Genomic DNA, 26,145 nt, shown 5'->3' with positions numbered 1-26,145 from the left:
CATTTGTCCCAAGCGGAGTCCTCACCCCAGGCGCTACCTTAGAAGGAGGATGCGGCGGTTTACCTTGCTCCTAGGGTTCCTTTTCACTGGGCTGGGGTTTTTGGGCAGCTTCCTGCCCGTCTTGCCGGCCACCCCCTTCTTCCTTCTAGCGGCCTATTTCTTCTCCCGCTCCAGCCCGCGCCTCGAGGCCTGGGTCCTGAGCCTCCCCCAGGTGGGCCCCGTGGTCCGGGACTACCGGGCAGGGCGGGGCATCCCCCTAAGGGCCAAGGCCCTGGCCACCGCCCTTGCCCTCTTGGGGGCCTTCCTCAGCCTCCTCCGCCTGCCCCATCCCCTGGCCCAGGCCCTGGTGGTGGGCCTCATCGCCTACGGGGTGTACTTCATCTGGAAAAAGGTGCCCACAAAAACCCCTACCGGCCAAGGCCGGTAGGGGTTGCAAGGGTAGGGTTAGTGGGCGTGCTCTTTTTCGTGAAAGGTGGTCACCACCCACCACATCCCTTGGGGAACGAAGAGGTAAACCACGCTGCTAAAGGCGATGAGGTACTTCCAAAAGGGATCCAGGTGGGGGGGGAGGATCATGCCCAAGGCCCCCAGGGCCTGAAGAAGGGCGAAAAGGTAGGAAAACGCCACAACGCCTGGCCTCCCCAGCATCCGCCCCAGGGCGTAGAACATGGCGTAGAAGCCCGCGGCCGAGACCATGAGCATGCCGTAAAGCATGAGGTCGCGCACCGCCTCGCTAGTCATGGGCCCCCACCCCCTTGGACGCATGGGCCTGGCCCTTGCCGATGGTAAGGAGGTCCCAAAGGAGGACCAGGTAGCTCACCAGGAAAAAGACCCCAAAGATGAAGCGCCAGACCATCCCGTTTTGGAACCAGGGATGGGTCTGGGCCTCGATGTAGGCCTGCCAGGTGCTCCCACCGATGGCCCGTTCCACCATGGTTTGGGTGAATCCGGCCACGGTCATGGCCGCGCTCATGCCGAAGATACCCACCACCATGAGGACGAAGGCCCACTTCCAAAGTTTGGAGTCAAACTTGGGGAGTTCAGGCCGGCGCACCTGGTGCAGGGCCATGTAGATCACGGTGAGGATAGCGGTCACGTAAGCCCCGAAGAAAGCCAAGTGGCCATGGGCCGGGGCCAGCTGGGTCCCGTGGGAGTAGAGGTTGATCTGGGGCAGGGTCTGCATGAAGCCCCACACCCCAGCCCCCACGAAGTTCCCAAAAGCCTGGGCGATGGCCCAAAACAGCGCCGGTTGGTTCACGGTTTGCATGCGGTGGACCCCCGCATCGTACACCGCGTGGACCACCATGGCCACCAGAGGGATGGGCTCTAAAGCGCTGAAAAACCCCCCAAGGCCAAGCCAGTACTCGGGGGTGCCGATCCAGAAGTAATGGTGGCCAAGGCCCAGGATGCCGGTGCCGAAGACCAAGGCCACCTCCAGGTAAAGCCAGGTCTCCACGATGCGCCTGGGGGTGCCCAGGAGGTGCATCAAGGCCATGGCCATGATGGACCCCGCCAGGACCTCCCAGGTGGCCTCCACCCAGAGGTGGACCACCCACCACCAGAAGTACTGGTCCATGGAGATGTTGGGGGTGTAGTGCATCCCCGCGGTGTAAAGGCCGGCCAAGGCCACCAGGTCAAACATGAGGACCGCGGCCACGCCCGTGATCCTCTTGGCCTTAAGGGCGGTGGCCACCACGTTGTAGAGGAAAATGGCCATCACCGCCACGATGCCGATATCGGCCCACCTAGGCGCCTCTATGTACTCCCGGCCTTCGGTGATGAACCACAGGGTGAGGGCGTTGCCCGGCCCGTACTGGACCAGGAGGTAGACCAAAACCACCACGCCCACCGCAGCGATGAGGGTAAAGAAGGCCAGCCTAGCCAGCCGGATACCCACCACTTCCCGCTCAAGCTCCAGGGGTAGGAACCAGTAAACCCCCCCCATGAAGCCCAAAAGGAGCCAGACGATCATGGCGTTTACGTGGAGCATCCGGTTGGTCATGAAGTTCAGCTTGCCGTAAAGGAAGTTTGGATCCAGGTACTGCCAGGCGGCGAGAAGGCCAAAGAGCACCTGGGCCCCAAAGAGGGCCAAGGCCACCCAGAAATACCAAAGGGCGAGCTTCTGCGACTCGTAAAGCTTGCCTTGAGGCATGGCCTGCGTCATGCTTCCACCTCCCTACTGAACCCCCGCAAAGCGGTCGGGGAAACCGTTGGTGTCTATGGCCGACATCCACTTAAGGAAGGCCACCAGAGCCTTGGCTTCCTCTTCGGAAAGACCCAGGTTGGGCATCCGGCGGCTGAAGGTGGGGTAACGGTCAGGGTGCTGGAGCCACTCGGCCATGGCCTCCTCCTTGGTGGCCTTCCCGGTCATGGACTTGACCATGGTCTCCCACTTGGGGTCCAGCCAGGCACGGGTGAGGTCTGGGGCAAAGTAAGCCCCGTTGCCGAGAAGGGTGTGGCAGTCCATGCAGTTGCGGCTTTGCAGGGTCATCTTGCCCTTATTGACCAGGGAGTAGGCCTCGGCCTCGCTCCACACCCGGCCGAAGAACCCCGTCTCCTCACCGATGACGGGAAGGTCGCGCCGCTTCTCGTAGTCCCGCTTAAGGCCGATTTCTCGGTTGATGACCGCGTAAGCGGGCACCCGAGCCGAGCCCTCGCGGATCTGGTTCAAGGAATCTATGGTAAGGTAGACCAGAATCCCCGACATGATGAGGCTGCTCACCACCGCGGCGTTGCGCCAAAACCGGGGTTCCAGCCATCCGGAACCCCGCGAGAGCCATAAGGTCAACACCACGGTGGCAAAGAGGGCCCCGATGGTCGTTTCTATCCAGCCGATCTCCATAGCCTCTTCACCTCCTTAGGGTTCCAACCCACCTTAAATCTCCGATTCATTTATCCGAGTATCCATGACCTGAGTCAAGGGGCAAAGGTCCCTGAAACCCCCGTACGGGTAAAGTGAAGGGAGATGAGCGTGCGCACCCTCCTCAAACGGGAAGAGTCCTACGCCCTCCACGCCCTTTTGCTCCTGGCGGAGGAGCCTGGGCTTTCCGCCCAGGAGGTGGCGGAAAAGCTGAAAGCCCCCCCCGCCTTCATGGCCAAGGTGCTGCAGAAGCTGGCCCGGGCGGGGCTCGTGGAAAGCCGGGTGGGGCGTAAGGGGGGAGTATGGCTCAAGGAGCCCCCGGAGGCCATCAGCCTCCTCCGGGTGATGGAGGCCCTTTCGGGGCCGGTGGCCCTGGACCTCTGCGCCACCTTAAAGCGTTGCCCCACGGAGGAGCGGCGCGGGTTCTGCTACCTCAAGCCCAACCTGGTGCGGATGAACCTCGAGCTCCGGAAAACTCTGGCCGGCCTCACCCTGGCCGAGCTCCTGCCCCAAAGCGCCCCTTGACCTGGGTCATGGCCCCACGGGAAGGCCTAGGGCCACCCTAGGGGCATGGCGCTGGACCTGAAGACCACGGTCAACGAGGTTTTGAAGGCCCACCCCGAGGCGGTGGCCCTCCTCAACCGCCTGGGCCTGGACACCTGCTGCGGGGGGAGCCTCCCCCTGGAGGAGGCGGCCCGGGAGGCCGGGCAGGACCCAAGGGAGGTCCTTAGGGCCCTGGAGGAGTTCCTAAAGGAGGGGCGGTGAACCTCCTGGAAAAAGCCCGCTACGGAGCGGTGCGGGGGGTGGAGCTCCTGGCCGACCACCCTGAGGTCCGCCTGGTCCTCTTCAGCCTCCAGGAGGGGCAGGAGGTAAAGGGGCGGGGGGAGCCCTGGGTTTTCCTCCTGGCCCTCGAGGGGGAAGGGGTCCTTTGGGCCGGGGAGCGCTCCTTGGAAGCCCGGGCGGGAACCTTGCTCATGGCCGAGCCGGGAGAGCCCCACGGGGCAAGGGCGGGCCAGGGGCGTTTCCTGGTCCTCGGGATCATCGCCCCCAGGCCATGATCGCCGCCAGCCGCCTGGCCCTCACCACGGCCCTCTTTTGGCTGGCCGCCGCCGGCCTGGTGGGGCTCCTTCTGGGCCTTGGGCTTCTCCCCTACGCCTGGCGGCCCGCCCACGCCCACATGAACCTGTTGGGCTTTGTGGGGCTCATGATCTACGGGGTGGCCTACCACGCCCTGCCCCGGTTCCGGGGGGTGGTCTTCCGGAGGCCCGGGGTGGCCCTTTTCCAGGTGCTCTTGGCCAACCTGGCCCTCTTGGGCATGGCCCTGGCCTGGGGGCTGGGCCTGGTGGGGCTTTGGGGCGTTTTCGCCCTCCTGGAGTATGCGGCCCTCCTCCTCTTCGTCCTCCTCGTGCTGGAGGTTCTCTGGCGTTAGGGACACCTGTCCCGCGAGGCCTTCCCTAAGGTGAAGCCATGCAGAAGACCGCGCCCGTACCCCTAAGGAGCGTAGCCCTCCCCACGGAGCACGGGGGGTGGGGGTTCACCCTGGAACCCATCCTCCTGGGCCTTCTCCTCGCCCCGGGAGGCGCCACTTTCGGGCTTTTCCTGCTAGGGCTTTTTGGCTTCCTGGCCCGGCACCCCCTCAAGCTCGCCTACCAGGACCTGAAGCGGGGCAAGCGCTACCCCCGCACCCTCTTGGCCCTCAAGGTGGCCTCGGCCTACCTGGCCCTGAGCGCCCTGGGGCTTCTCCTCGCCCTCCTCACCGCCAAGGGGCCCTTCCTCCTCCCCCTCCTCCTGGCCCTCCCCTTGGGGGCCTACACCCTCTGGGCGGACGTGGAGAACCGCGCCCGGGAGCTCTTTCCCGAGGTGGCCGCGGCCCTTTTCATGGCCAGCCTAGCCCCCGCCGGGGCTCTGGCCGGGGGGCTGGGTGGGGAGGTGGCCCTGGGGGCCTTCCTGGCCTTAGCCCTAAGGGACGTGGCCGCGCTCTACTACGCCCGCACCCAGGTCTTAAGGGCCCGGGGCCAGAACCCGAAGCGCCATCCGGCCCTTATCGCCCTTTTCCTCTCCGCCCTCTTGGCCTTTGCCCTTCTCCCCTGGACCGTGGGCCTGGCCTTAAGCCTCCTCGCCCTTTACGGCGCCCACGCCCTTTTCCGACCCCCCGTGCCCGCCCGGGTCATCGGCTGGACGCAGATGGGCTTCGGCCTCCTTGTGGTGTTGGCCACGGCCCTGGGCTTCACCCTGGAGGGCCTCCCCACCGCCCTCCTAGGGGTGCCCCTCCTCCACCGCGCCTTGGGCTTCGGCCTCATCGCCCTGGCCTTCCTCGCGGGGGGGTACCTCTTCTTCCGGAAAGAGGTGCCCCGGAGCGTGCGCATCCTGGTGGGGCTTTACGACCTGAACGCCCTTCTTGGCCTTCTCTACCTGGCCTTCGCAGGGAAGTTCCTCCCCCATCCCCTCCTGGCCCTTCTGGGGGTGGTCCTCCTCCACCTGGCCCTGAAGCGGCCCCACCCCTGGCCCGCCCTGGGGTTCTGGGGCCTGGGCCTGCTCCTTTTGGTCCACTAGGGGCATGGGGTTTGCGATATTTTTCACGATTTTACTCGCTCGTGCCTAAAGTCTCCCCTATTAGTGGCCAAACCCACACCCCAATCCCCACCCAAGGCCCCATCCTGGGGATATGGCGCGAACCCTCCTGTGGCTTTCCGCCCTCCCCTTGGGCCTGACCCTCTGGCTCCTCCTCAACCCCCCCACGCCCACCCGCTGGGCGGAGCCCATCCAGGCCCCCCCCGAACGGCTGGAAGAGGTCTACCAAAAGGCCCACCCCGCGGTGGTCCTGGTCCAGGGGCCGGAAGGCGGCCGGGGCACCGCCTTCTTCTACAGCCCCACCCTCCTCCTCACCGCCTACCACGTGGTGGCGGAAGGGGGGCCCCTCACCCTCCTCCTCCCGAGCCGCAAGGAGGTCGGGGCCCGGGTGGTGGGGTTCCACGAGCCCTTTGACCTGGCGGTCCTCGAGGCCGAAACCCCCCACAGCCGCGCCCTCCCCTTGGAGTTCGCCCGCGCCCCCCGTCCCGGGGAGGCCCTCCTCCACATCGGCAACGGGCGGGGCCAGTTCATCGCCCCCCGGTACGGCCGGGTGGTGCGGCTCGGGGTGAACCCCTCCCCCTTCCTGCCCCAGGGCCTGGTGGAGACCTCCCTGCCCCTGGCCCCCGGGGACTCCGGGGGGCCCGTGCTGGACGGGGAAGGAAGGGTGGTGGGGGTGGCGGTGGCCATCGGGCAGACGGAGGAGGGCTTCCGAAGCTTCTTCACCCCCCTCTTGGGGCGGGAAGGGGTGGTGCGGGGGCTGGAGCGGGGAGAAAAGGCCTACTGGCCCTACCTGGGCCTGAGGGGCCCAAGGGCCCTCACCCCGGAGCTCGCCCGGGAGCTGGGCCTCCCCCCTGGGGGGGTGATGGTGGGGGAGGTGGTGCCGGGCGGGGCGGCGGCCAAGGCGGGGCTTAGGGGCCTCGAGTCCGGAGGGGTGCCGGACGTGATCCTGGAGGTGAACGGGGTGGCGGTGGGGAGCTTTGAGGACCTCCTGCGGGAGGTGCGCCGCTACCAGGTGGGGGACCGGGTGGCCCTCACCGTGCGCCGGGGCGGGGAGGTTTTGCGGGTGGAGGTCCTCCTAAGCCCCTTCCCCGGCCGCTAGGGCCCGGTAGGTGGGAAAGCCCAGGCCCTCCGCGAGGAGCACCGCGCGGGCGATGGCCCGGGCCAGGGCATCCGCGGCGTAGGCCCCAAGGCGCAGCAGGAGGGGAAGCCCCACCCCGCGCCCGTCCCCCAGGGCCAGGGCGAAGACCAGGTCCCCGTCCAGGGGGGTGTGGGCGGGGCGGAGGGCCCGGGCGATCCCGTCCTGGGCCATGATGGCCAGGCGCCGGGCCTGGGCCTTGGTGAGGGGGGCGTCGGTGAAGACCGCGGCCAAGGTGGTGTTCCCGCCCAGGAGGAGCGGGTACCGGTACTCCTCCCGCCGCCCCCGGTAGCGGGCGAGGTCGGGCAGGAGGGCCCGCTCCGCCTCCTCCAGGAGGCCTTCCGCGTAGAGCCTTCCGGTGAGGGGGTCAAAGGGGCGGCCCAGGCTGTTCACCGCCGCCAAAGCCCCCACCCCAAAGCCCTCCTCCAGGGTGTACCCCGCAAGGCCCACCCCGCCCTTCACCCCGCCCGCCAGGGCCCCCGTCCCCGCCCCCACGCTCCCCTCGGCCACCCTCCGGCTGGCCCCCTGGCAGGCGGCGTAGCCCGCCTCGAGGCCTGGGGGCCGGAAGACCGCCCCCCGGCCGAGGTCGTAAAGCACCGCCCCCGGCACGATGGGCACGGGGCCCGCGGGGGTGGGAAAGCCCCTCCCCCGCTCCCAGAGGAAGCGCACCACCCCCTCCGCCGCCCCCAGGCCAAAGGCGCTCCCCCCCGTGAGGAGAAGGGCGTGGACCCGCTCCACGGTGTTCTCCGGGGCCAGGAGGTCCGTCTCCCGGGTCCCCGGGGCCGCCCCCCGCACGTCCACCGCGGCCACCGCGCCCTCCTCCAGGAGGAGGACCGTGCAGCCCGTCATGGCCTCGAGGTCGGTGTAATGGCCCACCAGAAGGCCCTTAAGGGGAATCTCGTCCCCCCTCCAAGCTTCCGCCATGCCCCCAGTATGGTGTAGCCTATAGGCCAAGACAAGGGAGGCGGAAGATGTGGACCTACCTCATCCACGGTGACCCTTCCCCCAGCGTCCAGGCGTTCTTGGAAGAGCTCGGAAAAGCCCTGGAGGCCCAGGGCTTCCGCCTAGAGCTCACGGAGGAGGCCCCCAACCTGGTGCTGAACGCCATCCGCAAGGAGGCCCCCAGGCCCTACCGCCGGAAGGCCCAGGCCACCTTCGTGGCCTCGGTGCTGGAACTCCCCCAAAAGCCGGGAGACCCCATCCGGGAGCTCTACCCCTACCTGGTGCGGGCCCTCTCCAACGTCCTCCTGGCCTACGTGCCCGGGGATGGGGTGACGTTCCTCACCCTGGAGCTCGGCCACTACGAGGAGAAGGAGGGGGAGGGGTTTTATGAACGGGTGGCCGCGCGCCTTAGGCCCATCGCCTGCAGCCGCCTCGTCCTAAACAACGTCTTCATCCCCGACCTGGAGCCCGAGCTCTGGCAGGGGGACGAGCTCACGGAGAGCATGCACCGCGCGGGGAAGAAGCTCAAGGAGTGGGACCTCCTCCCCGCCCCCTTCCCCATCGAGGAGATCCTCCCCCCTGAGGACCTAAGGCACGTGAAGCGCCTCTACGGCATCGGGGGGCTCTCCTACGGGAACCTCTCCGTGCGCAAGGACGAAACCCGCTTTTGGATGTCCGCCAGCGGCGTGGACAAGGCGAACCTACGGGAGATCGGCCGGGACATCCTCATGGTGAAGGGCTACGACCCCGAGCAAAACGCCATCCTCCTCTCCGTCCCCCCCCACGTGGAGCCCAGGAGGGTGAGCGTGGACGCCATAGAGCACTGGATGATCTACCGGGAGCACCCCGGGGTGGGGGCCATCCTCCACGTGCACGCCTGGATGGAGGGGGTGCCCGCCACCCCCTTCAACTACCCCTGCGGCACCTACGAGCTGGCCCAGGCGGTGGCGGAGAAGGTGCGGGAGGCAAAGGACCCCACCCGGGCGGTGGTGGGCCTCAAGAACCACGGCCTCACCATCACCGGCCGGAGCCTGGACGAGATTCTGGAGCGGATTGAGGGGAAGCTCCTCCGCACCGTGCCCATGACATGAAGGCCCTCCTCTACACCCCCTCCCTCCCCCGCTTCTTCGCCGCCCGCGCCCTAGGCAAGCGCTTTCCCGTCAGGGCCCTGCCCCTTGCGCTAAAGGAACTGCCCCCGCCGGAAAGGCCGGGCTTCCGGCGGGTGCGGGTCCTCCTAAGCGGGGTCTGCGGCTCGGACCTGGCCCTCCTCTACGGGAAAAGCCCCCCCTCCCTAAGCCCCTTCTTCTCCTTCCCCGCCGTCCTCGGCCACGAGATCCTGGGGGAGGTGGAAGGGGTGAGGGTGGCGGTGAACCCCCTTCTGGCCTGCCTCGAGCGCGGCCTTCCCCCCTGCCCCATGTGCCAGCAGGGGGAGGAAGGGCTTTGCCAGAACCTGGCGGAAGGGGCCCTGGCCCCGGGGATGCTGGGCTACAACCGCGACCTCCCGGGGGGCTGGGGGGAGTGGACCCTGGCCCGGGAGGAGCGGCTTTACCCCATCCCAGAAGGGGTGCCCGATGAGCGGGCCGTTTTTGCCGAGCCCCTGGCGGTGGTCCTGAGGGGGCTAAGGCGCTTCCAGCCCTGGCCCGAGGAGGTCCTCATCCTGGGCATGGGCACCATCGGCCTCCTCACCCTTAGGCTCCTCCGGGCCCTAGGGTACGGCGGCCGGGTGTACGCGGTGGCCAAGCACCCTCACCAGGCGGAAAAGGCCCGGGCCTTCGGGGCGGACCGGGTCTTTGGGAGCGCCAGGGAGGCCCTGGAGGAACGGGCCCGGCGCTACCGCTACCTCCTCTTCGAGGGGCACCGGGGGGGGTACAGGGGGGTGGTGGAGGCCTCGGGCAGCGGCCGGGGCTTCCGCGAGGCCCTGGCCCTGGCGGCGGAAGGGGGAAGGGTCCTCCTCCTGGGGGCCCCGGGGGTGGAGTGGGCGGACCTCTCCCCCTTCTGGTTCAAGGAGGTGGGCCTGGTGGGGAGCTACACCTACACCCGGGAGGAGTTCCGGGAGGCGGTGGCCCTCCTGCCCGAGCTTTCCGGGCTGGAAGGCCTGGTGGGGGGGGTCTTCCCCCTGGAGGCCTGGCCGGAGGCCCTTTTGAGCAAGGGGAAAGCCCTCTTCCGCCCAAATGTGGCCTAGGGCAGGGCGGGCAGGAGGCCCCCTGGGCTAGGCTCTACCCAAGAGCCGAAGGAGGGTCTTATGCGGGAGGAAGGGGAAAACCCCTTTGAGGGGGCTAAGGAACGGCTTCAGGAACTCCTGAAGGAGGTCAAGCGGGTCATCGTGGGCCAGGACCTCCTTTTGGAGAGGATGCTGGTGGCCCTCCTGGCCGGGGGGCACCTCCTCATCGAGGGGGTGCCGGGCCTGGCCAAAACCCTGGCGGTGAAGACCCTGGCCGAGGCCCTGGGGGGGCGGTTCAAACGGATCCAGTTCACCCCGGACCTGGTGCCCGCGGACCTCCTGGGCACCCGGGTCTACAACCCCAAGGAAGGAACCTTCTCCACGGAGCTGGGGCCCATCTTCGCCCACCTCCTCCTGGCGGACGAGATCAACCGCGCCCCCGCCAAGGTGCAGTCGGCCCTCCTGGAGGCCATGCAGGAGCGGCAGGTGACCATCGGCCGGGAGACCTACCCCCTCCCCAAACCCTTCCTGGTGCTGGCCACGCAAAACCCCATTGAGAGCGAGGGCACCTACCCCCTGCCCGAGGCCCAGCTGGACCGCTTCCTCCTCAAGGTGGTGGTGGACTACCCAGCCTTCCACGAGGAGCTCCAGATCGTAGAGCGCATGACCCGGGGGGAGGCCCCGGAGGTCCGGGAGGTCCTCTCCCTGGAGGAGCTCCTGGCCCTTTCCCGGCTCTCCCGCCAGGTCTACGTCCACCCCAAGGTGGCGGAGCACGCGGTGGAGCTGGTGCAGGCCACCCGGAAGCCGGAAAAGGAGCTTAGGCCCTACCTGGCCTTCGGGGCAAGCCCCAGGGCCTCCCTGGCCCTGGTCCAGGGGGCCAAGGCCCTGGCCCTCCTCCGGGGCCGGGCCTACGCCCTTCCCGAGGACGTGCGCGACCTCTTTAAGGACGCCCTGCGCCACCGCCTGGTCCTCTCCTACCAGGCCCTGGCGGAGGGGGTGGGGCCGGACGCTCTGCTGGAGCGGATCCTGGAGGCCTTTCCCCCGCCTTTTGTGCCCCTAAGGGACCCCTATGGAGACGCCCGAGGCCCTGCTGCGGAGGCTTGAGCTCAAGGTGGTCCGGCCCCTGGATGGGCTTCTGTTCGGGGACTACCGGGGGGTCTTCTACGGTCGGAGCCTGGAGCTCGCCGAGATCAGCCCCTACCACCCGGGGGACGAGCTGGAGCGCATAGACTGGCCGGCCACCGCCCGCACGGGCACCCTCCACGTGCGCCGCTTCCGGGAGGAAAAGGAGCTCACCCTCTGGCTCCTCCTGGACGGGGGGCCCACGGTGCGCTTCGGCTCCAGGAGGCGGGAGAAGTACGCCCTGGGCCTCGAGCTGGCCCTGGCCTTCGCCTACATCGCCCTGAGGCACGGGAACCGGGTGGGGGGGGTGGTCTCGGGCCGGCTCCTCCCCCCGAAGGGGGGCCGGGCCCAGGCCCTGGCCCTGGCCGAGGCCGCCCTGAAGGCGGCGGAAGACCCCGCGCCCTTAGGGGAGCGCCTGGACCTCCTGGGGCGGGTGGCCCGGAGGCGGGGGCTTCTTTTCGTCTTCTCGGACTTTCTGGACGAGTTCGCCCTGCCCCTGGGCCGGCTTGCCGCCCGGCACGACCTGGTGGCCGTCCTGCTGGAGGACCCCCTGGAGCGGGAGCTCCCCGAGGGGGTCTGGCGCTTCCGGGACCCAAGGACGGGGGAGGTGGTGGAGGTGGACGCCCTGGACCCCAGGGTGCGCGCCGCCTACCGCGCCCGGGCGGAGGCCCTTAGGAAAGCCCGCCTGGAAGCCCTCAGGCGGGCGGGGGCGGAGGTGGTCTTAGCCTCCACGGAGATGGACCTCGTCCCCCTCATCCTGGGGTTTGTGGAAAGGAGGCGGAGGTGGCCTTCAAGGAGCCGGGGACCCTCCTTCTCGGCCTAGGGCTCTTCCTCCTGGGCCTTCTCCTCCTTGTGCTCCTCCTGCGCGGGGGCCGGGCCCGGTTGGAACGGGCCCTGGAGGCCCCCTTCCGCCCCAGGCCCCCAGGGTGGGAGTGGGCCTACCCCCTGGGCCTCCTCCTTCTCCTCCTGGCCGCGGGCCGGCCGGAGGCCACCCTCCCCTGGCGGGAGAACCGGACCCAGGTGGTGCTGGTGGTGGACACCAGCCACTCCATGGCCGCGGACGACGAGGCCCCAAGCCGCCTGGAACGGGCCAAGGCCCTGGCCAGGGCCTTCCTCCAGGGCCTGGACCCCACGGTGAGGGCGGGGCTCGTAAGCTTCGGCCCCCAGGCGGTGATCCTCCTGCCCCCAAGCACCGAGCGGACCGCCCTCCTCGAGGCCTTAGAGGGGCTTCGGCCCGGCGGGGTGAGCCCCCTGGCCCAGGGCCTGGACCAGGCCCTGAAGGCCCTGGGGGAGGCCATAGGCCCCGAGCGGGACCTGCCCGAGGCCAAGCCCCCTAGGGCCGTCCTCCTCTTCTCCGACGGGGCGGCCAACGCTGGAGGAGACCCCCTGGAGCGGGCCCCCCGCTTCCGGCAGGCGGGCATCCCCCTCTTCGTGCGCCCCTTAGGGGACCCCAGGGGGACGGTGAGCCGCATCGGGGAAGGGCTTTTCTTCGTGCCCGCGGACCCCGCCCGCCTCCTCCGCCTGGCCCAGGCCACGGGCGGGGAGGCCCTGGGGGAGGACTTCCGGCCCCTGTACCGCCACCTAAGGCCCTCCTGGGCCTGGCGGGCGAGGCCCATAGAGCTCAGCCAGGGCCTCCTCGTCTTGGCCTTTTTCCTCCTGGCCTTCGGCGGGTACCGGAGGGTGGCCCTGGAAGGGAGGTTGCCGTGAAGCTTTTGGCTCCGGAGGCCCTAAGCCTCCTGCTCCTCGTGGGGTTTTTAGCCCTGGCCCTCTGGAAGGGGCCCAAGAAGGCCCCCCTCCCCCATCCCTTGGCCCGCCTGCTCAAGGAGGCGGCCCAGGAAGGGAAGAAGCCCCTTAGGTGGCTGCCCCAGGCCCTCTTCCTCCTGGCCCTCTTTCTCCTCGTCCTGGGGGCGGCCCGGCCCCTTCTCCCCCTGCCGGGCGCGGTGGGGGACCGGGTGGCCATCCTGGTCATCGACGTGAGCCGGAGCATGATGGCCCCGGACCTGAAGCCGAACCGCCTCGAGGCCGCCAAGGAGGCCGCCCGGGCCTTCCTGGAAGAGGCCCCCAAGGGGCTTCGGGTGGGGCTTGTGATCTTCTCCGGCTCCGCCCAGACCGTCCACCCCCCCATCCTGGACCGGAAGCGCCTTAGGGCCAGCCTGGAGAGCCTCGAGTTCGGGCGCTCCACGGCCATCGGGGAGGGCATCCTCGAGGCCCTAAGGGGCATAGAGGCCGCAGGGGGCAAGGGGGTCATCGTCCTCCTCACGGACGGCCGGAACCGCACCGGGGTAGACCCCCTGGAGGCCGCGGGGGAAGCGGCCCGCATGGGGGTGCCCATCCACGCCATCGGGGTGGGGGTGCCCGGCTGGACCCCCAGCCCCGAGGACCCGGTCATGGGCTTCGGCTTCTTCGCGGGGGCCTTTGAGGTGGACGAGGAGCTCCTTTGGGCCATAGGGGAGCTCACGGGAGGGAGCCACCACCTGGTGACCTCCACCGAGGCCCTGAAGGCCCTCTACCGGAAGCTGGCGGCGGAGATGAAGCTGGAAGTGGTCCGGGTGGAGGCCACGGGGCTTTTCGGCCTCCTCGGGGGGTTTTTGGCCCTCCTGAGCCTGGGGTTAAGGCGCTTCCTCTTTCCCCTCTAGGAGCCGCCAAAGGGGTTGGGGGCGGGCTCCACGGGAAAGAGCTCCTGGGGCTCCCCTCCCGGCGTGGGGAGGAGGCGGAAGAACTCCCCGTTCAGGAAAAGGTAGACCTGGGGCTCGCACCCTTCAGGGGCCTCTGGGAACTGCACGGGGAGGAAGGCCCGGGGAGGGGAAGGGGGAGGGGCCGCGGTGAGCCTGGCCGCCCCCACCCCCAGGAGAAAGCCCAGGAGAAGGCCCAGCGCCAGGGGTTTCACCCCTTCAGGATAGGAGGGCCCCCGCGGGGGGAATGTGAGGCCGGGGGTAATCGGGAAAAGGGCCCTTGAGAGAATGGGGGGCATGAAGGTGGCCCTGGTAAGCGGCGCCAGCCGCGGCATCGGCAAGGCCATCGCGGAGGCCCTCCACCGGGAGGGGTACGGGGTGGGCCTCCTGGCCCGGGACGAAGGGGGGCTAAGGGCGGTGGCGGAAGCCCTGGGGGAAAGGGCCCTCCCCCTGGTGGGGGACGTGCGGAAGGCGGAGGACTGGGCCCGGGCGGTGGCCGCCCTAAAGGAGGCCTTTGGGGGCCTGGACGTCCTGGTGAATAACGCCGGCATCGGGATCTTCAAGCCCCTGGAAGAGCTTTCCGAAGGGGAGCTAAGGGAGGTCTTGGAGGTCAACCTGGTAGGGCCCTTCCTGGGGCTCAAAGCCGCCCTCCCCCTCCTCAAGGAGCGGGAAGGGGTGGTGGTGAACATCGCAAGCCTGGCAGGGAAAAACCCCTTCAAGGGGGGCGCGGCCTACAACGCCAGCAAGTTCGGCCTCCTGGGCCTCATGGGGGCGGCCATGCTGGAGCTGAGGGGGGAGGGGGTGCGGGTGGTGAACGTCCTGCCCGGCTCGGTGGACACCGGCTTTTCCGGGAACGCCCCGGGCCAGGCCTGGAAGCTTGCCCCGGAAGACGTGGCCGAGGCGGTCCTCTTCGCCTTAAGGCTTCCCAAACGGGCCCTCCCCTCGGAGATGGAACTGAGGCCCACCCGGCCCCAGGGGCGGTAGGCTAAGGGTATGGTGCCCCCTAAGCTTCAGGCCGCCTTGGACCTCATCAAGAGCCTCCCCCGGGAGCTCAAGACCCAGGTCCTCCTGGACTACGCTAAAAAGGTCCCGCCCCCACCCCCTGGGGTGGAGCTGGAAAGGGTCCACGAGTGCCAGACCCCCTTCTTCCTGCACGCGGGGGTGGAAGGGGGGAAGGTAAAGCTCTTCTTCCACGTGCCCGACGAGGCCCCCACGGTGAAGGCCTTCGCGGGGCTCCTTTTGGAGCTGGAAGGGGAAAGCCCGGAAGCGGTCCTCGCCATCCCCCCCGATTTCTACCGGGGGGCGGGGCTGGAGGAGCTCCTCACCCCCTTGAGGCTTAGGGGCCTCGAGGCCGCCCTGGAGCGGCTCAAGGCCCAGGTGCGCAGGGCCCTTGACGGGAAGGGGTAAGGCCCCTACACTGGGGCCTAACCGCGCCGGGGCGCGGCGAAAACCAGCCCGTTCTCTTATCCAGAGCGGTGGAGGGTACGGCCCTGTGAAACCGCGGCAACCTCCCGCCTCTTCCGTTCCATGGCCGGATGCGGGCGGGGCTGGTGCCAAGGCCGGCCCGGGCGGGGGAAACGCCCGGGGACGATAAGAGAAGGGGGGAAGCGCCACGCCCAACCCCTTCTTGGCGAGAGAGAACGGTCCCGCCGGGAAGGGGCTTTCTCATGGCCCCTTCCAAGCGCACCCGGCCGGGTCTTGGAAAGGAGGCCAAAGATGCGCTTTGAGACCCTGCAGCTCCACGCGGGCTACGAGCCCGAACCCACCACCCTAAGCCGCCAGGTCCCCATCTACCCCACCACCAGCTACGTCTTCCAAAGCCCCGAGCACGCCGCGGACCTCTTCGCCCTGAGGGCCTTCGGGAACATCTACTCCCGCATCATGAACCCCACGGTGGAGGTGCTGGAAAAGCGCCTTGCGGCCCTGGAGGGGGGGAAGGCGGCCCTGGCCACCGCAAGCGGCCACGCGGCCCAGTTCCTGGCCCTCACCACCCTGGCCCAGGCGGGGGACAACCTGGTCACGAGCCCCAACCTCTACGGGGGCACCTTCAACCAGTTCAAGGTGACCCTGAGGCGGCTGGGGATCGAGGTGCGCTTCACCTCCCGCGAGGAGCGCCCCGAGGAGTTCCTGGCCCTCACGGACGAGAGGACGCGGGCCTGGTGGGTGGAGTCCATCGGCAACCCCGCCCTCACCATCCCCGACCTCGAGGCCCTAGCCCAGGCGGCCCGGGAGGTGGGGGTAGCCCTCATCGTGGACAACACCTTCGGCATGGGGGGCTACCTCCTGAGGCCCTTGGAATGGGGGGCCGCCCTGGTCACCCACTCCCTCACCAAGTGGGTGGGGGGGCACGGGGCGGTCATCGCGGGCGCCATGGTGGACGGGGGGAACTTCCCCTGGGACAATGGCCGCTACCCCCTCCTCACCGAGCCCCAGCCCGGCTACCACGGCCTCAGGCTCACGGAGGCCTTCGGGGAGCTGGCCTTCATCGTGAAGGCCCGGGTGGACGGCCTCCGCGACCAGGGGCAGGCCCTGGGGCCCTTTGAGGCCTGGGTGGTCCTCCTGGGGATGGAAACCCTCTCCCTAAGGGCCGAGCGCCACGTGGAAAACGCCCTGGCCCTGGCCCACTGGCTTAGGGAGCACCCCAAAGTGGCCTGGGTGAACTACCCGGGCCTCCCCGACCACCCCCACCACGCCCGGGCGGTGAAGTACTTCCGGGGGAGGCCGGGGGCGGTCCTCACCTTCGGCCTCAAGGGGGGGTACGAGGCGGCCAAGGCCTTCATGGGGCGGCTTAGGCTCATCTCCCACCTGGCCAACGTGGGGGACACCCGCACCCTGGCCATCCACCCCGCCTCCACCACCCACTCCCAGCTCTCCCCTGAGGAGCAGGTCCAGGCCGGGGTGGCCCCGGAGATGATCCGGCTCTCCGTGGGCCTGGAGCACATAGAAGACCTCAAGGCGGAGCTTCGGGAGGCCTTGGGATGAGCGAGATCGCCCTGGAAACCTGGGGGGAGCACGAGGCCCTCCTCCTAAAGCCCCCCCGCTCCCCCCTCTCCATCCCGCCCCCCACCCCCCGCACCGCCGTCCTCTTCCCCCGGCGGGAGGGGTTTTACACCGAGCTCGGGGGGTACCTCCCCGAGGTGCGCCTCCGCTTTGAAACCTACGGCCGGCTGAACGCCAGGCGGGAGAACGCCGTCCTCGTCTTCCACGCCCTCACCGGGAGCGCCCACCTGGCGGGCACCTACGACGAGAAGACCTTCAAGGCCCTCTCCCCCCTGGAAAAGGCCTTCGGAAAGGAGGGCTGGTGGGACGCCCTGGTGGGCCCGGGGCGGATCCTGGACCCCGCCCTTTACTACGTGGTTTCCGCCAACCACCTGGGAAGCTGCTACGGCTCCACCGGGCCCCTCTCCATAGACCCCCGCACGGGGGCCCCCTACGGGCGGGCCTTCCCGCCCCTCACCATAAGGGACCTGGCCCGGGCCCAGGCCCGGCTTCTAGACCACCTGGGGGTGGAGCGGGCCACGGTCATCGGGGGAAGCCTCGGGGGGATGGTAGCCCTGGAGTTCGCCCTCATGTACCCCGAGAGGGTGAAGAAGCTCGTGGTCCTGGCCGCCCCGGCCCGGCACGGCCCCTGGGCCCAGGCCTTCAACCACCTGGCCCGGCAGGCCATCCTCCAGGACCCCGGCTACTGGGCGGGGGAGGCGGCCCCCAAGGGGATGGCCCTGGCCCGGGGCATCGCCATGATGAGCTACCGGGCCCCCGAGGGCTTCGCCGCCCGCTGGAACGAGGCCCCGGAGGAAGGCCCCTCCTACCTGGACTACCAGGGGGAGAAGTTCTTAAGGCGCTTCCACGCGGAAAGCTACCTGGTCCTCTCCCGGGCCATGGACACCCACGACGTGGGCCGGGGCCGGGGGGGAATGGAGGCGGCCCTGAAGCGCCTTAAGGAGATCCCAAGCCTCTTCGTGGGGATTGACACCGACCTCCTCTACCCCCCTTGGGAGGTGCGGGAGGCGGCCAGGCTTGCGGGGGCCCGGTACCGGGAGATCAAAAGCCCCCACGGGCACGACGCCTTCCTGATAGAAACCGACCAGGTGGAGGAGATCCTGGACGCCTTCCTGCCCTAAAGGGCCTACCATAAGGGCATGGCCCCCATCCGGGTGGGCACCGCCAGCTGGACGGACGAGACCCTTTTGGCCTCCGGCTGGTACCCCAAGGAGGTGGCCAAGGACCCCGAAGGGCGGCTCCGCTACTACGCCCAGCACTTTGACACCGTGGAGGTGGACAGCACCTTCTACGCCCTCCCCCGCCCCGAGGTGGTGGCCAAGTGGGCGGAAAGGACCCCGGAGGGCTTCACCTTCCACGTGAAGGCCTTTTCCGCCTTCACCGGGCACGGCCTCGAGGCCGAACGCCTCCCCAGGGACCTGAGGGCCCTCCTCCCCCGGCAGGAAGGCCACCTGAGCCAGAAGGAGATCCCCGAGGAGGTGGTGGAGGAGGCCTGGGGCCGCTTCCTCCTGGCCCTGGAGCCCTTAAGGCAGGTGGGGAAGCTCGGCTACCTCCACTTCGGCCTCCCCCCCTGGGTGGAGCCCAGGCCCCGGAGCTTCCGCTACCTGGAACGCCTTGCGGAGCGGGCCCAGGGCTATGTGGTGGCGGTGGAGTTCCGCAATCCCAAGTGGTACACCGCCTGGGGCTTCGTGAAGCGGGAGCTAAAGCGCCTGGGCCTGGTCCACGTGAGCGTGGACGCCCCGCCCCACCCCGAGGCCCCCCCCAGGGTCCTGGAGCCCACCCACCCCGTGGCCGTCCTCCGCTGCCACGGGCGGAACGCCGAAACCTGGAAGGGGCCCCACCGGAAACCCTACGAGCGCTTCAACTGGCGCTATTCCGAAGAGGAGCTTTTGGACCTGGCCCAGGCGGCCAAGACCCTGGCGGAGCGGGCGGAGGTGGTCTACGTCATCTTCAACAACAACTACGGCACCCAAGGGGTGGAGGCGGGGCTGGGGCTCAAGAGGATTCTGGACTCAGTTTAGGACAAACGTCCTCCCCGGGCCCCTTAGCCTGGAAGCATGGAACTCGGCATCCTCACCGAGCACACCTCCGGCCTCAGCGAGCGGACGGCGGAGGAGCTTGGCCTTTTCCTCTGGAACCCAGCCCAGGAGGGCCTCGAGGCGGCCCTGGCCCGGCTCCTACCCCTCTACGACCGGGTACTCCTCCTCCTAAGCCGCCCCCCCTTTGGGGCCCACCTCCCCTTGGGGCAGGCCCTGGCCCGGAAATACCCCCACCGCCTCCTCCTCCACGCCACCCCCCTCTTCGGCCCGGGGCTTGCCGCCCTGGCGGAGCGGGCGGCGGAGGAGGCGGGCAGGCGAGAGCCCAAGGAGGTCTTGGCGGAACTCCTCAGGGTGGAGCGGGAAGGGCAACTTTTCCTGGCCACCCAGGACGGGGAAAAGCTCCGCGCCTTAGGCTGGCTCCCCCCTGGAGGGGGGCTCGTCCTCAGCTTGGGGTTTTTCGCCCTCTTCGCCCTGGAAGGGGAAGCCCTGCACCAGCCCCCTTTGCCGGTGCCCAAGGGGCAGCTCCCCGCCGCCCTGGCCCGCTTCTGGGGCGGGCGGCTTGGGGGGCGGAAGGGGCGGATCCGGCTCCTTTTGGGCGAAAGCCTTTGGGAAGAAAGGAAAGCCTTTCAGGAGGCCCTCCACGGGCTTAAGCCCGAGCGGGGGGTTTTCGGGCCCTTGCCCCAGGTCTGGGAGGAGGCCTTGGGCTCGAGGGCCCTCCTGGGCTTCGCCTACCCCCTCTAAGTATCCCACCGGGACGGGCGCTTCGGCATGGGCCCATGCGAGGAAGCCGCCTGAGCCCTCTTGGGGTAAAGTGGGGCCATGCGGTTAAAGGGCAAAGTGGTGGTGGTCACGGGAGCAGGGAGCGGCCTGGGCCAGGCCCTGGCCCTGGAGCTCCTAAGACGGGGGGCCAGGGTGGCGGCGGTGGACCTGAGGCCTGAGGGCCTGGAGGAGACCCGGGCAAAGGCGGGGCCTTCGGAAGGCCTCAGCCTCCACGCCCTGGATATCACCCAGGAGGAACGGGTAAGGGCCCTGCCCGAGGAGGTCCTAAGGGCCCACGGCCAGGTGGACGGCCTCATCAACAACGCGGGGATCATCCAGCCCTTTAAGCGCTTCCAGGAGCTGGACCTCCCCAGCATGGAAAGGGTCTTCCGGGTGAACTTCTGGGGCACGGTGTACATGACCAAGGCCTTCCTCCCCCACCTCCTGAGGCGGCCCGTGGCCCACCTGGTGAACGTTTCCAGCATGGGGGGCTTCCTGCCCGTTCCGGGACAAGCGGTCTACGGGGCCTCCAAGGCCGCGGTGAAGCTCCTCACGGAGGCCCTATGGGCGGAGCTCCAGGACACCCCCGTGCGGGTCACCCTGGCCCTGCCGGGGGCCATGCGCACGGGGATCGCCCAGCACTCGGGGGTGGAGGTAAAGGGGGCGGGGACGGGGGGGCCCATCTTGGAACCCGAGCGGGCGGCCCAGCTCCTTCTGGACGCGGTGGAGAAGGACCGCTTCCGGGTCCTCCTGGGGCAGGACGCCCGGGCCATGGACCTCCTCTACCGCCTGAGCCCCTTGAGGGCCGTGCACCTCATCCAGAGCCGGATGAGGGGGCTTCTCGGCTAAAGGGCGAGGGCCAGGCCCTCCGCCCGGGGGTCGCTGGCCCCAAGGAGGGCCTCCCCATGGCGGAAGGCCACCTGCCCCCGGCCGAAGGCGGCGGGCTCGAGCTCGTAGCGCACCCGGTGGCCCCGGTCCTTGAGGAAGAGGGCCACCGCCTGGGGCACCCCGGGCTCCAACAGCACCTCCCCCGAGGGGGTCACCTGCCAGCGGGGCCGGTCTAAAGCGGCCTGGGGGTTAAGCCCATGGGCCAGGGCCAGAACCACCTGCACGTGCCCCTGGGGCTGCATGAACCCCCCCATGACCCCAAAGGCCCCAAGGGGCCTCCCCTCCCGGAAGAGGAAGCCCGGGATGATGGTGTGGAAGGGGCGCTTGCCCGGGCCCACCCGGTTGGGGTGGCCCTCCTCTAAGGCGAAGCCCAGGCCCCGGTTGTGGAGGGCCACCCCCGTGCCCGGCACCAGGACCCCGGCGCCGAAGCCCTGGTAGTTGGACTGGATGAGGGAGACCAGGAGTTCGCCGTCCGCCGCGGCCAGGTAGACCGTCCCCCCGGGCTTGAGGCCGGGGAGGGGCAGGGGGAGGGCCCTTTCCCCGATGAGCCTCCGCCTTTCCGCCGCGTAGACCTCCGAGAGGAAGGCCTCCGGGGCCACCTCCATGTGGCGGGGGTCGGCCACGTGGCGGTAAGCGTCCGCCAGGGCCAGGCGCATGGCCTCGATCTGGAGGTGGTAGCCCAGGGGGTCCTCCAGGTGGAAGTCCAGGCCCTCGAGGATCCTGAGGGCCAGAAGGGCCGCCACCCCCTGGCCGTTGGGGGGAAGCTCGTAAAGGGTGAGCCCCCGGTAGTCTGCGGAAAGAGGCTCCACCCAAAGGGGTTCGTGGGCCCTCAGGTCCTCCAGGGTGAGGAGCCCCCCGGTCTCGGCGCTGAAGCGGGCCAACGCCTCCGCCAAAGCGCCCCGGTAGAGGCTTTCCCCGTAGCTTTCCCCGATCTCCCTAAGGGTTTTGGCGTGGAGGGGGCTCCGCCAGACCTCCCCCGCCCTGGGGGCCCGCCCCCCGGGGAAGAAGACCTCCTTGAAGGCCTGGAACTCGGGGCCTTCCAAAGGGAGGAAGACCTCCTCCGCCCGCCGCCAGGCCCGGGCGGTCTCGGGGCCCACGGGAAAGCCTTCTTCCGCGTGGCGGATGGCGGGGCGGAGGAGCTCGGGGAAGGGAAGCTTCCCAAAGCGCTCGTGAAGGGCCCGCCAGCCGGAAACCGCCCCGGGCACGGTCACCGGAAACCAGCCCCTTTCTGGCATCCGCCCTTCGGGAAGCCTTTCCGGCGTGAGGGCCAAGGGGCTTTTCCCCGAGGCGTTGAGGCCGTGGAGCCTGCCGTCCCACACCAGGGCGAAGAGGTCCCCCCCAAGGCCGTTGGAGGTGGGCTCCACCACCGTGAGGCAGGCGGCCATGGCGATGGCGGCGTCCACCGCGTTCCCCCCTTTCAGGAGGACTTCCGCCCCGGCCATGGCCGCCAGGGGCTGGCTGGTGGCCACCACGCCCCGCCGGCCCAGGACCACGAAGCGCCTCGAGGGGTAGGGGTAGTGGGTGAGGTCCATGGCCCCATTATCCCCGGCGGGTGCTAGGCTAGACCCGATGGGCCGCCCACCCCTTTCCGAAGCCCAGGAGGACTACCTCAAGCAGCTCTTCCTCCTGGAGGAAGCCCTGGGGGGCAGCGTCCCCACCCAGGCCCTGGCGGAGCGCCTAGGGGTGAAGCCTCCCTCGGTAACGGAGATGCTGAAGAAGCTCAAGGCCCTGGGCCTGGTGGAGCACAGCCCCTACCGGGGGGCGAGGCTCACCGAGGCGGGGCGAAAGGTAGCCCTGGAGGTCCTCCGCCACCACCGCCTCCTGGAAACCTACCTGCACCAGAGCCTGGGCTACGGCTGGGAGGAGGTGCACGAGGAGGCGGAGCGCCTGGAGCACGTGATCTCCGAGGCCCTGGAGGAGCGGATCGCAAAGGCCCTGGGCCACCCCCCCTTTGACCCCCACGGGGACCCCATCCCCACCCCCGAGCTCACCCTGCCGGAGCGCCCCGCCCTCCCCCTAAGCGAAGCCCCCCTGGGGGAGGCCCGGGTGGTGCGGGCCCTGGCCCAGGACCCGGGCACCTTGAACCTCCTCGCCCACCTCCACCTGCGCCCCGGGGCCCAGCTCAGGGTGCTGGAGCGGGGCCCGGAGGGGGTACGGGTGGAGGTGGAGGGGGAGGTCTTCCTCCTGCCCCTGGAGCTCGCCCGGGCGGTGGGGGTGGCCCCTCATCAGCAGGGGTAACCATGCCCGGCGAAGCGCCCATCCCCAAGCCCGCACCCGCCCAAGCCAAAGAACAAGAAGAGGGCCGCTACCCTTGGTGGAAGGTCCTCTGCCTCACCGGGGTGGACCTCTTCTCCTCCTTGGGCTACCAACCCGGCATCGCCCTCCTGGCCGCAGGCCTCCTCTCGCCCCTCGCTAACCTGGCCCTCTTCCTCTTCGCCGTCCTCGCGGTCTACCCCGTCTACCGCCGCGTGGCCGAGGAAAGCCCCCATGGGGAAGGGTCCATTGGCCTCCTCACCCACCTCCTCCCCGGCTGGCGGGGAAAGGTGTTGGTCCTGGTGGTCCTGGGCTTCATGGCCACGGACTTCATCGTCACCATCACCCTCTCCGCCGCGGACGCCGCCGTCCACCTCATCGCCAATCCCCTAGCCCCCTCCTGGCTCGAGGGGCAGCAGGTGGGCCTCACCCTCCTCCTCATCGCCCTTTTAGGCCTCGTCTTCTACTTGGGCTTCCGCGAGGCCATCGGGCTCGCCGTGCCCCTTTCCCTCGGCTACCTCCTCCTCAACGCCCTCACCCTAGGAGCCGCCCTCCCCCACCTTAGCCTCGAGGCCCTGGAAGGCTGGTGGACGCGGCTCCTCCAGGCCTACCCGGCCCCTGAGGCCATGGTCCTCGCCACCTTCCTGGCCTTCCCCAAGCTGGCCCTGGGGCTTTCCGGGTACGAAACGGGCGTGGCCGTGATGCCCCTCATCCGGGGACGGCCAGAAGACGACCCCCAAAAGCCTTTAGGGCGCATCCGGGAAACCCACAAGCTCCTCCTCGCAGCGGCTCTGATCATGGGAGGCTTTTTGGTGGCGGCCGGCACCGCCACCACCCTCCTCATCCCCGAGGAGGCCTGGCGGAGCGAGGAGGTCTCGGGGCGGGCCATCAGCTACCTGGCCCATCGCTATCTGGGGGAGGGCTTCGGCACGGTTTACGACCTCTTCTCCATCGCCATCCTCTGGTTTGCCGGGGCCAGCGCCATGGCCGGCCTCCTCACCATCGTCCCCCGCTACCTCCCCCGCTTCGGCATGGCCCCGGAGTGGGCCAGGCGGCAACGCCTCCTGGTGCTCTTCTTCACCGGGGTGGCCTTCGCCGTCACCCTGCTCTTCCGGGCCAGCGTGGAGGCCCAGGCCGCGGCCTACGCCACGGGCGTTTTGGTGGTCATGACCTCTTCCGCCTTGGCCGCCTACCTCCTGGCCCAAAGAGAACAAAACCCCCACCAAAAGCTCTACGGCGGGCTTACCCTCCTTTTCCTCTATGTCCTGGTGGCCAATATCCTGGAAAGGCCCGACGGGATCAAGATCGCAGCCTTTTTCATCGCCGCCACCCTCCTCGTCTCCTTGACCTCCAGGGCCCTCCGCTCCTTTGAACTCCGGGTGGAAACCTTCGTCCTGGACGAGGTGGCGGAAGGGCTGGCGGCGCGAATAAAGGCCCAGGAAAGCCCCGTTCATCTCATCGCCCACCGGCCGCGTTCCAGGCCGGATTACGCCGCCAAGGAAAGACGGGTGCGAGGGAGCGCCCATCTCCCGGCCAAGGAACCCGTCTACTTCGTGGAGGTTTACATCCCTGACCCCTCGGAGTTCAAAACCAAGGCCAAGGTCTGGGGCATCGACCACCCCGACCACCAGGTCTTCCGCATCCTAGGGGCCGCGGCGCCGAACACCCTGGCCGCCTTCCTCCTCTACCTTCGGGACCGCACGGGCAAGGTGCCCCACATCTACTTTGAGTGGCCCGAGGAAGGGCCTCTCCACGCGGCCATTGAGTTCCTCCTTTTTGGCGAGGGCGATGTTCCCACCCTCACCCACGAGGTCCTGCGCCGGGCCGAGCCCAACCCCCAAAAGCGTCCCCGAGTCCACGTGGAAGGCTAGAGCGCCGCGTAGACCTGGGTCTTGAAGTGAAGCCAAAGCCGGTCCCCGTAGAAGGAGTGGAAGGCGCGCGCGGGTTCCAGCACGGAGAGGAGGTTCGGGGCCTGGGCGAGGAAGAGGGCGGAAAGCTCCAGGGCAGGGTCCACGAAGAAGTAGGTGCCCCCAAACCCCGCCCAGAAGAACTCCCCTGGACTTCCCGGGGCCAGGCCCGCCCCCAGGCGCACGGCCACCCCCAGCCCGAAGCCGTAGCCGGGCCCCGGGAGGTACTCGGGGCCCCGCTTAAGCCCTTCGGCGTAGAGGGGGCCCAGGTGGTCCTCGGTCATGAGGCGGGCCAGGGCCGGGTGGAGGAGGCCCTTCCCGGTGCGCAGGGCCTCCAGGAAGCGCAGGTAGTCCAGGGCCGTCCCCACCCCCCCCATCCCCCCGGCGAAGCGGGGCGGGGGGGCCTCCACGGGGAGGAGGGCGATGCGCCGGCCGGTTTCGGGGTCCTTGGGGAAGGGCTGGGCCAGGCGGGCAGGGTCTTTAGCCTGGAAGCCCGAGTCCCCCATCCCCAAGGGGGCGAAAACCCGCTCCTCCATCAGCTCGGCCAGGGTCTTCCCCGAAAGGGCCTCCAGGAGGTGGCCCAGGACGTCGGTGGAAAGCCCGTACTCAAAGGCCTCCCCCGGCTGGAAGCGCAGGGGCAGGGCGGAAAGACGCTCCAAAAAGGCCTCCCGGGGGAGGTCAAAGCGGTCCACCCCGGCCTCGAGGTAACGCCTTTTTACCGGCGAAACGAAGAAGACCCCGTAGGTGAAGCCCGCGGTGTGGCGGAGGAGGTCGTAGACGAGAAGGGGCCGCCTCAAGGGCTCCAAGACCACCTCCTCCCCCACCTCCCGCCCCACCTGGAGCCGGGCGAAGGCCGGCAGGTACTTCTCCAGGGGGTCCCTTAGGGAAAGGGTCCCCTCCTCCACGAAGGTGAGGGCCAGGGCGGAGACCCAGGGCTTGGTCATAGAGTAGAGCCGGAAAAGGGCGTCCTCCCGCATGGGGAGGCCCTTTTCCGGGTCCAGGTGGCCCAGGGCGCGGAAGTAGAGGGGCTCGCCCCCCCGGGCCACCAGGACCACGGCCCCGGGAAGCCGCCCTCCCTCCACCAGCCCTTCCAGCCAGGCGTCCAGCCTCTTGAAGTCCATACCCTCTCCTCACGCGGGGGCCGCGCCGATGGAGCGCCCCCCGTCCACGAAGAGCACCTGCCCGGTGATGAAGCGGGACTCGTCCGAAACCAGGAAAAGCGCCGCGTAGGCCACCTCTATAGGCTCCCCCACCCGCCCCAAAGGCGTGGCCTGGATGGCCTTCTCCCGCACCTTCTCCGGCACCTTGGCCGTCATCCGCGTCTCAATAAACCCCGGCGCCAACGCGTTCACCCGGATCCCGTACCGCCCCAGCTCCAACGCTAGGGTCCGCGTAAGCCCCACCACCCCCGCCTTGGAAGCCGCGTAGTTCGCCTGCCCCAGGTTCCCCAGGTACACCCGGCTTGCGGTAAGCACGATGCTCCCAGGGTTCCTCTCCCGCATGGCCGCGCTGGCCGCCCTGGCCACCAGGAAGCTCCCCGTAAGGTTCACCCGGAGCACCGCCTCCCAGTCCTCCAGGGGCATCTTCCAGTGGAAGTTGTCCCGGGTGATCCCCGCGTAGTGCACCACCCCGTCCAANCCCCCCAAAGCCTCCAGGGCCTTCCCGAACCCCTCCTCCACCGAGCGGGGGTCGGCCACGTCCATGGGAATGGCCAGGGCCCCCACCCCTTCCGCCGCCTCCCGGAGGGGGCCCTCCTCCAGGTCGCAGGCCACGAGCCTCGCCCCTTCCTTCGCGAAAAGCTCCAGGGTGGCCCGGCCGATGCCGTGGGCCGCCCCC

Annotated in this window: 30 protein-coding genes and 1 riboswitch; of the genes, 22 read left to right on the top strand and 8 right to left on the bottom strand. The window is 69.3% G+C overall.

Annotation, left to right across the window (positions count from 1 at the left end; translation table 11 throughout):
- Positions 1–49: 49 nt before the first annotated feature.
- A complete protein-coding gene (locus B043_RS0111650; RefSeq protein ID WP_018462130.1) occupies positions 50–427 on the top strand; it encodes a YbaN family protein in 378 nt (125 codons plus the stop codon).
- Positions 428–444: 17 nt separating this feature from the next.
- Here the strand turns inward: B043_RS0111650 and B043_RS0111645 are convergent, their stop codons facing one another.
- The 3 genes from B043_RS0111645 to B043_RS0111635 are packed head-to-tail and all read right to left on the bottom strand — an operon-like array spanning position 445 to position 2,842.
- A complete protein-coding gene (locus tag B043_RS0111645; RefSeq protein WP_016329296.1) occupies positions 445–741 on the bottom strand; it encodes a hypothetical protein in 297 nt (98 codons plus the stop codon).
- Positions 734–2,152 carry a cbb3-type cytochrome c oxidase subunit I gene (locus B043_RS0111640; RefSeq protein WP_018462128.1) on the bottom strand — a complete coding sequence of 473 codons (1,419 nt, stop codon included), beginning with the start codon at positions 2,150–2,152 and terminating at the stop codon, positions 734–736. Before B043_RS0111640 ends, B043_RS0111645 begins: the two co-directional genes overlap by 8 nt.
- A gap of 24 nt (positions 2,153–2,176) precedes the next feature.
- A complete protein-coding gene (locus tag B043_RS0111635) occupies positions 2,177–2,842 on the bottom strand; it encodes a c-type cytochrome (RefSeq protein ID WP_016329298.1) in 666 nt (221 codons plus the stop codon).
- Positions 2,843–2,965: 123 nt separating this feature from the next.
- On the opposite strand from B043_RS0111635, the gene B043_RS0111630 reads away from it, so the two are divergent.
- The 6 genes from B043_RS0111630 (at position 2,966) to B043_RS0111605 (ending at position 6,530) form a co-directional block, all read left to right on the top strand.
- Positions 2,966–3,385 carry an RrF2 family transcriptional regulator gene (locus B043_RS0111630; RefSeq protein WP_018462127.1) on the top strand — a complete coding sequence of 140 codons (420 nt, stop codon included), beginning with the start codon at positions 2,966–2,968 and terminating at the stop codon, positions 3,383–3,385.
- A gap of 45 nt (positions 3,386–3,430) precedes the next feature.
- Positions 3,431–3,625 carry a DUF542 domain-containing protein gene (locus B043_RS0111625; protein WP_018462126.1) on the top strand — a complete coding sequence of 65 codons (195 nt, stop codon included), beginning with the start codon at positions 3,431–3,433 and terminating at the stop codon, positions 3,623–3,625.
- Positions 3,622–3,918, top strand: coding sequence for an AraC family ligand binding domain-containing protein (locus tag B043_RS0111620; protein WP_016329301.1), 297 nt, complete (start codon positions 3,622–3,624; stop codon positions 3,916–3,918). Before B043_RS0111625 ends, B043_RS0111620 begins: the two co-directional genes overlap by 4 nt.
- Positions 3,915–4,289: a hypothetical protein gene (locus tag B043_RS0111615; RefSeq protein WP_018462125.1), complete on the top strand. Its 375-nt coding sequence runs from the start codon at positions 3,915–3,917 to the stop codon at positions 4,287–4,289. Before B043_RS0111620 ends, B043_RS0111615 begins: the two co-directional genes overlap by 4 nt.
- Before the next feature lie 38 nt (positions 4,290–4,327).
- Positions 4,328–5,413 carry a YwiC-like family protein gene (locus B043_RS0111610; protein WP_018462124.1) on the top strand — a complete coding sequence of 362 codons (1,086 nt, stop codon included), beginning with the start codon at positions 4,328–4,330 and terminating at the stop codon, positions 5,411–5,413.
- Between the two features lie 112 nt (positions 5,414–5,525).
- Positions 5,526–6,530: a S1C family serine protease gene (locus B043_RS0111605; protein WP_018462123.1), complete on the top strand. Its 1,005-nt coding sequence runs from the start codon at positions 5,526–5,528 to the stop codon at positions 6,528–6,530.
- Here B043_RS0111605 and B043_RS0111600 read toward each other — a convergent pair.
- Positions 6,507–7,490, bottom strand: a complete 984-nt coding sequence (locus tag B043_RS0111600; RefSeq protein WP_018462122.1) for a P1 family peptidase — start codon at positions 7,488–7,490, stop codon at positions 6,507–6,509. The two genes, B043_RS0111605 and B043_RS0111600, sit on opposite strands and share 24 nt — an antisense overlap.
- Positions 7,491–7,537: 47 nt before the next feature.
- Here B043_RS0111600 and B043_RS0111595 point away from each other — a divergent pair, with 47 nt between their 5' ends.
- Genes B043_RS0111595 through B043_RS0111570 form a run of 6 tightly spaced genes read left to right on the top strand, consistent with a single transcriptional unit; the run spans position 7,538 to position 13,427 of the window.
- Positions 7,538–8,599 (top strand): class II aldolase/adducin family protein, encoded by a 1,062-nt coding sequence (locus tag B043_RS0111595; RefSeq protein WP_018462121.1) that lies wholly within the window; start codon positions 7,538–7,540, stop codon positions 8,597–8,599.
- Positions 8,596–9,690: a zinc-dependent alcohol dehydrogenase gene (locus B043_RS0111590; protein WP_018462120.1), complete on the top strand. Its 1,095-nt coding sequence runs from the start codon at positions 8,596–8,598 to the stop codon at positions 9,688–9,690. The genes B043_RS0111595 and B043_RS0111590 overlap by 4 nt, the downstream gene beginning before the upstream one ends.
- A 60-nt stretch (positions 9,691–9,750) precedes the next feature.
- Positions 9,751–10,773, top strand: coding sequence for an AAA family ATPase (locus B043_RS0111585; RefSeq protein WP_018462119.1), 1,023 nt, complete (start codon positions 9,751–9,753; stop codon positions 10,771–10,773).
- Positions 10,739–11,614 carry a DUF58 domain-containing protein gene (locus B043_RS0111580; protein WP_016329309.1) on the top strand — a complete coding sequence of 292 codons (876 nt, stop codon included), beginning with the start codon at positions 10,739–10,741 and terminating at the stop codon, positions 11,612–11,614. Before B043_RS0111585 ends, B043_RS0111580 begins: the two co-directional genes overlap by 35 nt.
- The gene (locus B043_RS0111575; RefSeq protein ID WP_018462118.1) at positions 11,575–12,498 is read left to right on the top strand and encodes a vWA domain-containing protein; all 924 of its coding nucleotides are present in this window, start codon (positions 11,575–11,577) and stop codon (positions 12,496–12,498) included. The genes B043_RS0111580 and B043_RS0111575 overlap by 40 nt, the downstream gene beginning before the upstream one ends.
- Positions 12,495–13,427: a vWA domain-containing protein gene (locus tag B043_RS0111570; RefSeq protein WP_018462117.1), complete on the top strand. Its 933-nt coding sequence runs from the start codon at positions 12,495–12,497 to the stop codon at positions 13,425–13,427. Before B043_RS0111575 ends, B043_RS0111570 begins: the two co-directional genes overlap by 4 nt.
- Here B043_RS0111570 and B043_RS0111565 read toward each other — a convergent pair.
- A complete protein-coding gene (locus B043_RS0111565) occupies positions 13,424–13,678 on the bottom strand; it encodes a hypothetical protein (protein WP_016329312.1) in 255 nt (84 codons plus the stop codon). The genes B043_RS0111570 and B043_RS0111565 overlap by 4 nt on opposite strands.
- A gap of 73 nt (positions 13,679–13,751) precedes the next feature.
- Between B043_RS0111565 and B043_RS12970 the strand changes: the two genes are divergently transcribed.
- The 7 genes from B043_RS12970 (at position 13,752) to B043_RS0111530 (ending at position 20,110) form a co-directional block, all read left to right on the top strand.
- Positions 13,752–14,447, top strand: a complete 696-nt coding sequence (locus B043_RS12970) for an SDR family oxidoreductase (RefSeq protein WP_018462116.1) — start codon at positions 13,752–13,754, stop codon at positions 14,445–14,447.
- Between the two features lie 9 nt (positions 14,448–14,456).
- A complete protein-coding gene (locus B043_RS12965) occupies positions 14,457–14,870 on the top strand; it encodes a SufE family protein (RefSeq protein ID WP_016329314.1) in 414 nt (137 codons plus the stop codon).
- A gap of 53 nt (positions 14,871–14,923) precedes the next feature.
- Positions 14,924–15,060, top strand: a riboswitch (SAM riboswitch).
- A gap of 119 nt (positions 15,061–15,179) precedes the next feature.
- Positions 15,180–16,445 (top strand): O-acetylhomoserine aminocarboxypropyltransferase/cysteine synthase family protein, encoded by a 1,266-nt coding sequence (locus tag B043_RS0111550; protein ID WP_018462115.1) that lies wholly within the window; start codon positions 15,180–15,182, stop codon positions 16,443–16,445.
- Entirely contained in the window at positions 16,442–17,584 is a 1,143-nt protein-coding gene (metX, locus tag B043_RS0111545; RefSeq protein ID WP_018462114.1) for a homoserine O-acetyltransferase MetX, read from the top strand. Before B043_RS0111550 ends, metX begins: the two co-directional genes overlap by 4 nt.
- 18 nt (positions 17,585–17,602) lie before the next feature.
- Positions 17,603–18,484 (top strand): DUF72 domain-containing protein, encoded by an 882-nt coding sequence (locus B043_RS0111540; protein ID WP_018462113.1) that lies wholly within the window; start codon positions 17,603–17,605, stop codon positions 18,482–18,484.
- 36 nt (positions 18,485–18,520) lie between these two features.
- Entirely contained in the window at positions 18,521–19,243 is a 723-nt protein-coding gene (locus B043_RS0111535) for a hypothetical protein (protein WP_018462112.1), read from the top strand.
- Positions 19,244–19,321: 78 nt separating this feature from the next.
- Positions 19,322–20,110, top strand: a complete 789-nt coding sequence (locus B043_RS0111530; protein ID WP_018462111.1) for an SDR family NAD(P)-dependent oxidoreductase — start codon at positions 19,322–19,324, stop codon at positions 20,108–20,110.
- Here B043_RS0111530 and B043_RS0111525 read toward each other — a convergent pair.
- Entirely contained in the window at positions 20,107–21,681 is a 1,575-nt protein-coding gene (locus tag B043_RS0111525) for a gamma-glutamyltransferase family protein (protein ID WP_018462110.1), read from the bottom strand. The two genes, B043_RS0111530 and B043_RS0111525, sit on opposite strands and share 4 nt — an antisense overlap.
- 37 nt (positions 21,682–21,718) lie before the next feature.
- Between B043_RS0111525 and mntR the strand changes: the two genes are divergently transcribed.
- Positions 21,719–22,387 carry a manganese-dependent transcriptional regulator MntR gene (mntR, locus tag B043_RS0111520; RefSeq protein WP_018462109.1) on the top strand — a complete coding sequence of 223 codons (669 nt, stop codon included), beginning with the start codon at positions 21,719–21,721 and terminating at the stop codon, positions 22,385–22,387.
- Positions 22,388–22,389: 2 nt separating this feature from the next.
- The gene (locus tag B043_RS0111515; RefSeq protein ID WP_018462108.1) at positions 22,390–24,273 is read left to right on the top strand and encodes an APC family permease; all 1,884 of its coding nucleotides are present in this window, start codon (positions 22,390–22,392) and stop codon (positions 24,271–24,273) included.
- Here the strand turns inward: B043_RS0111515 and B043_RS0111510 are convergent.
- Together B043_RS0111510 and B043_RS0111505 are read right to left on the bottom strand one after the other, a co-directional pair.
- On the bottom strand, positions 24,270–25,430 hold the full coding sequence (locus tag B043_RS0111510) for a serine hydrolase domain-containing protein (protein ID WP_018462107.1): 1,161 nt from the start codon (positions 25,428–25,430) through the stop codon (positions 24,270–24,272). The genes B043_RS0111515 and B043_RS0111510 overlap by 4 nt on opposite strands.
- Before the next feature lie 9 nt (positions 25,431–25,439).
- A partial coding sequence (locus tag B043_RS0111505) for an SDR family oxidoreductase (protein WP_018462106.1) occupies positions 25,440–26,145 on the bottom strand: 706 nt, incomplete at its 5' end.

The sequence above is a fragment of the Thermus oshimai DSM 12092 genome (assembly GCF_000373145.1).
Classification (GTDB): domain Bacteria; phylum Deinococcota; class Deinococci; order Deinococcales; family Thermaceae; genus Thermus; species Thermus oshimai.
This window is presented reverse-complemented; position numbering and strand designations above follow the sequence as displayed.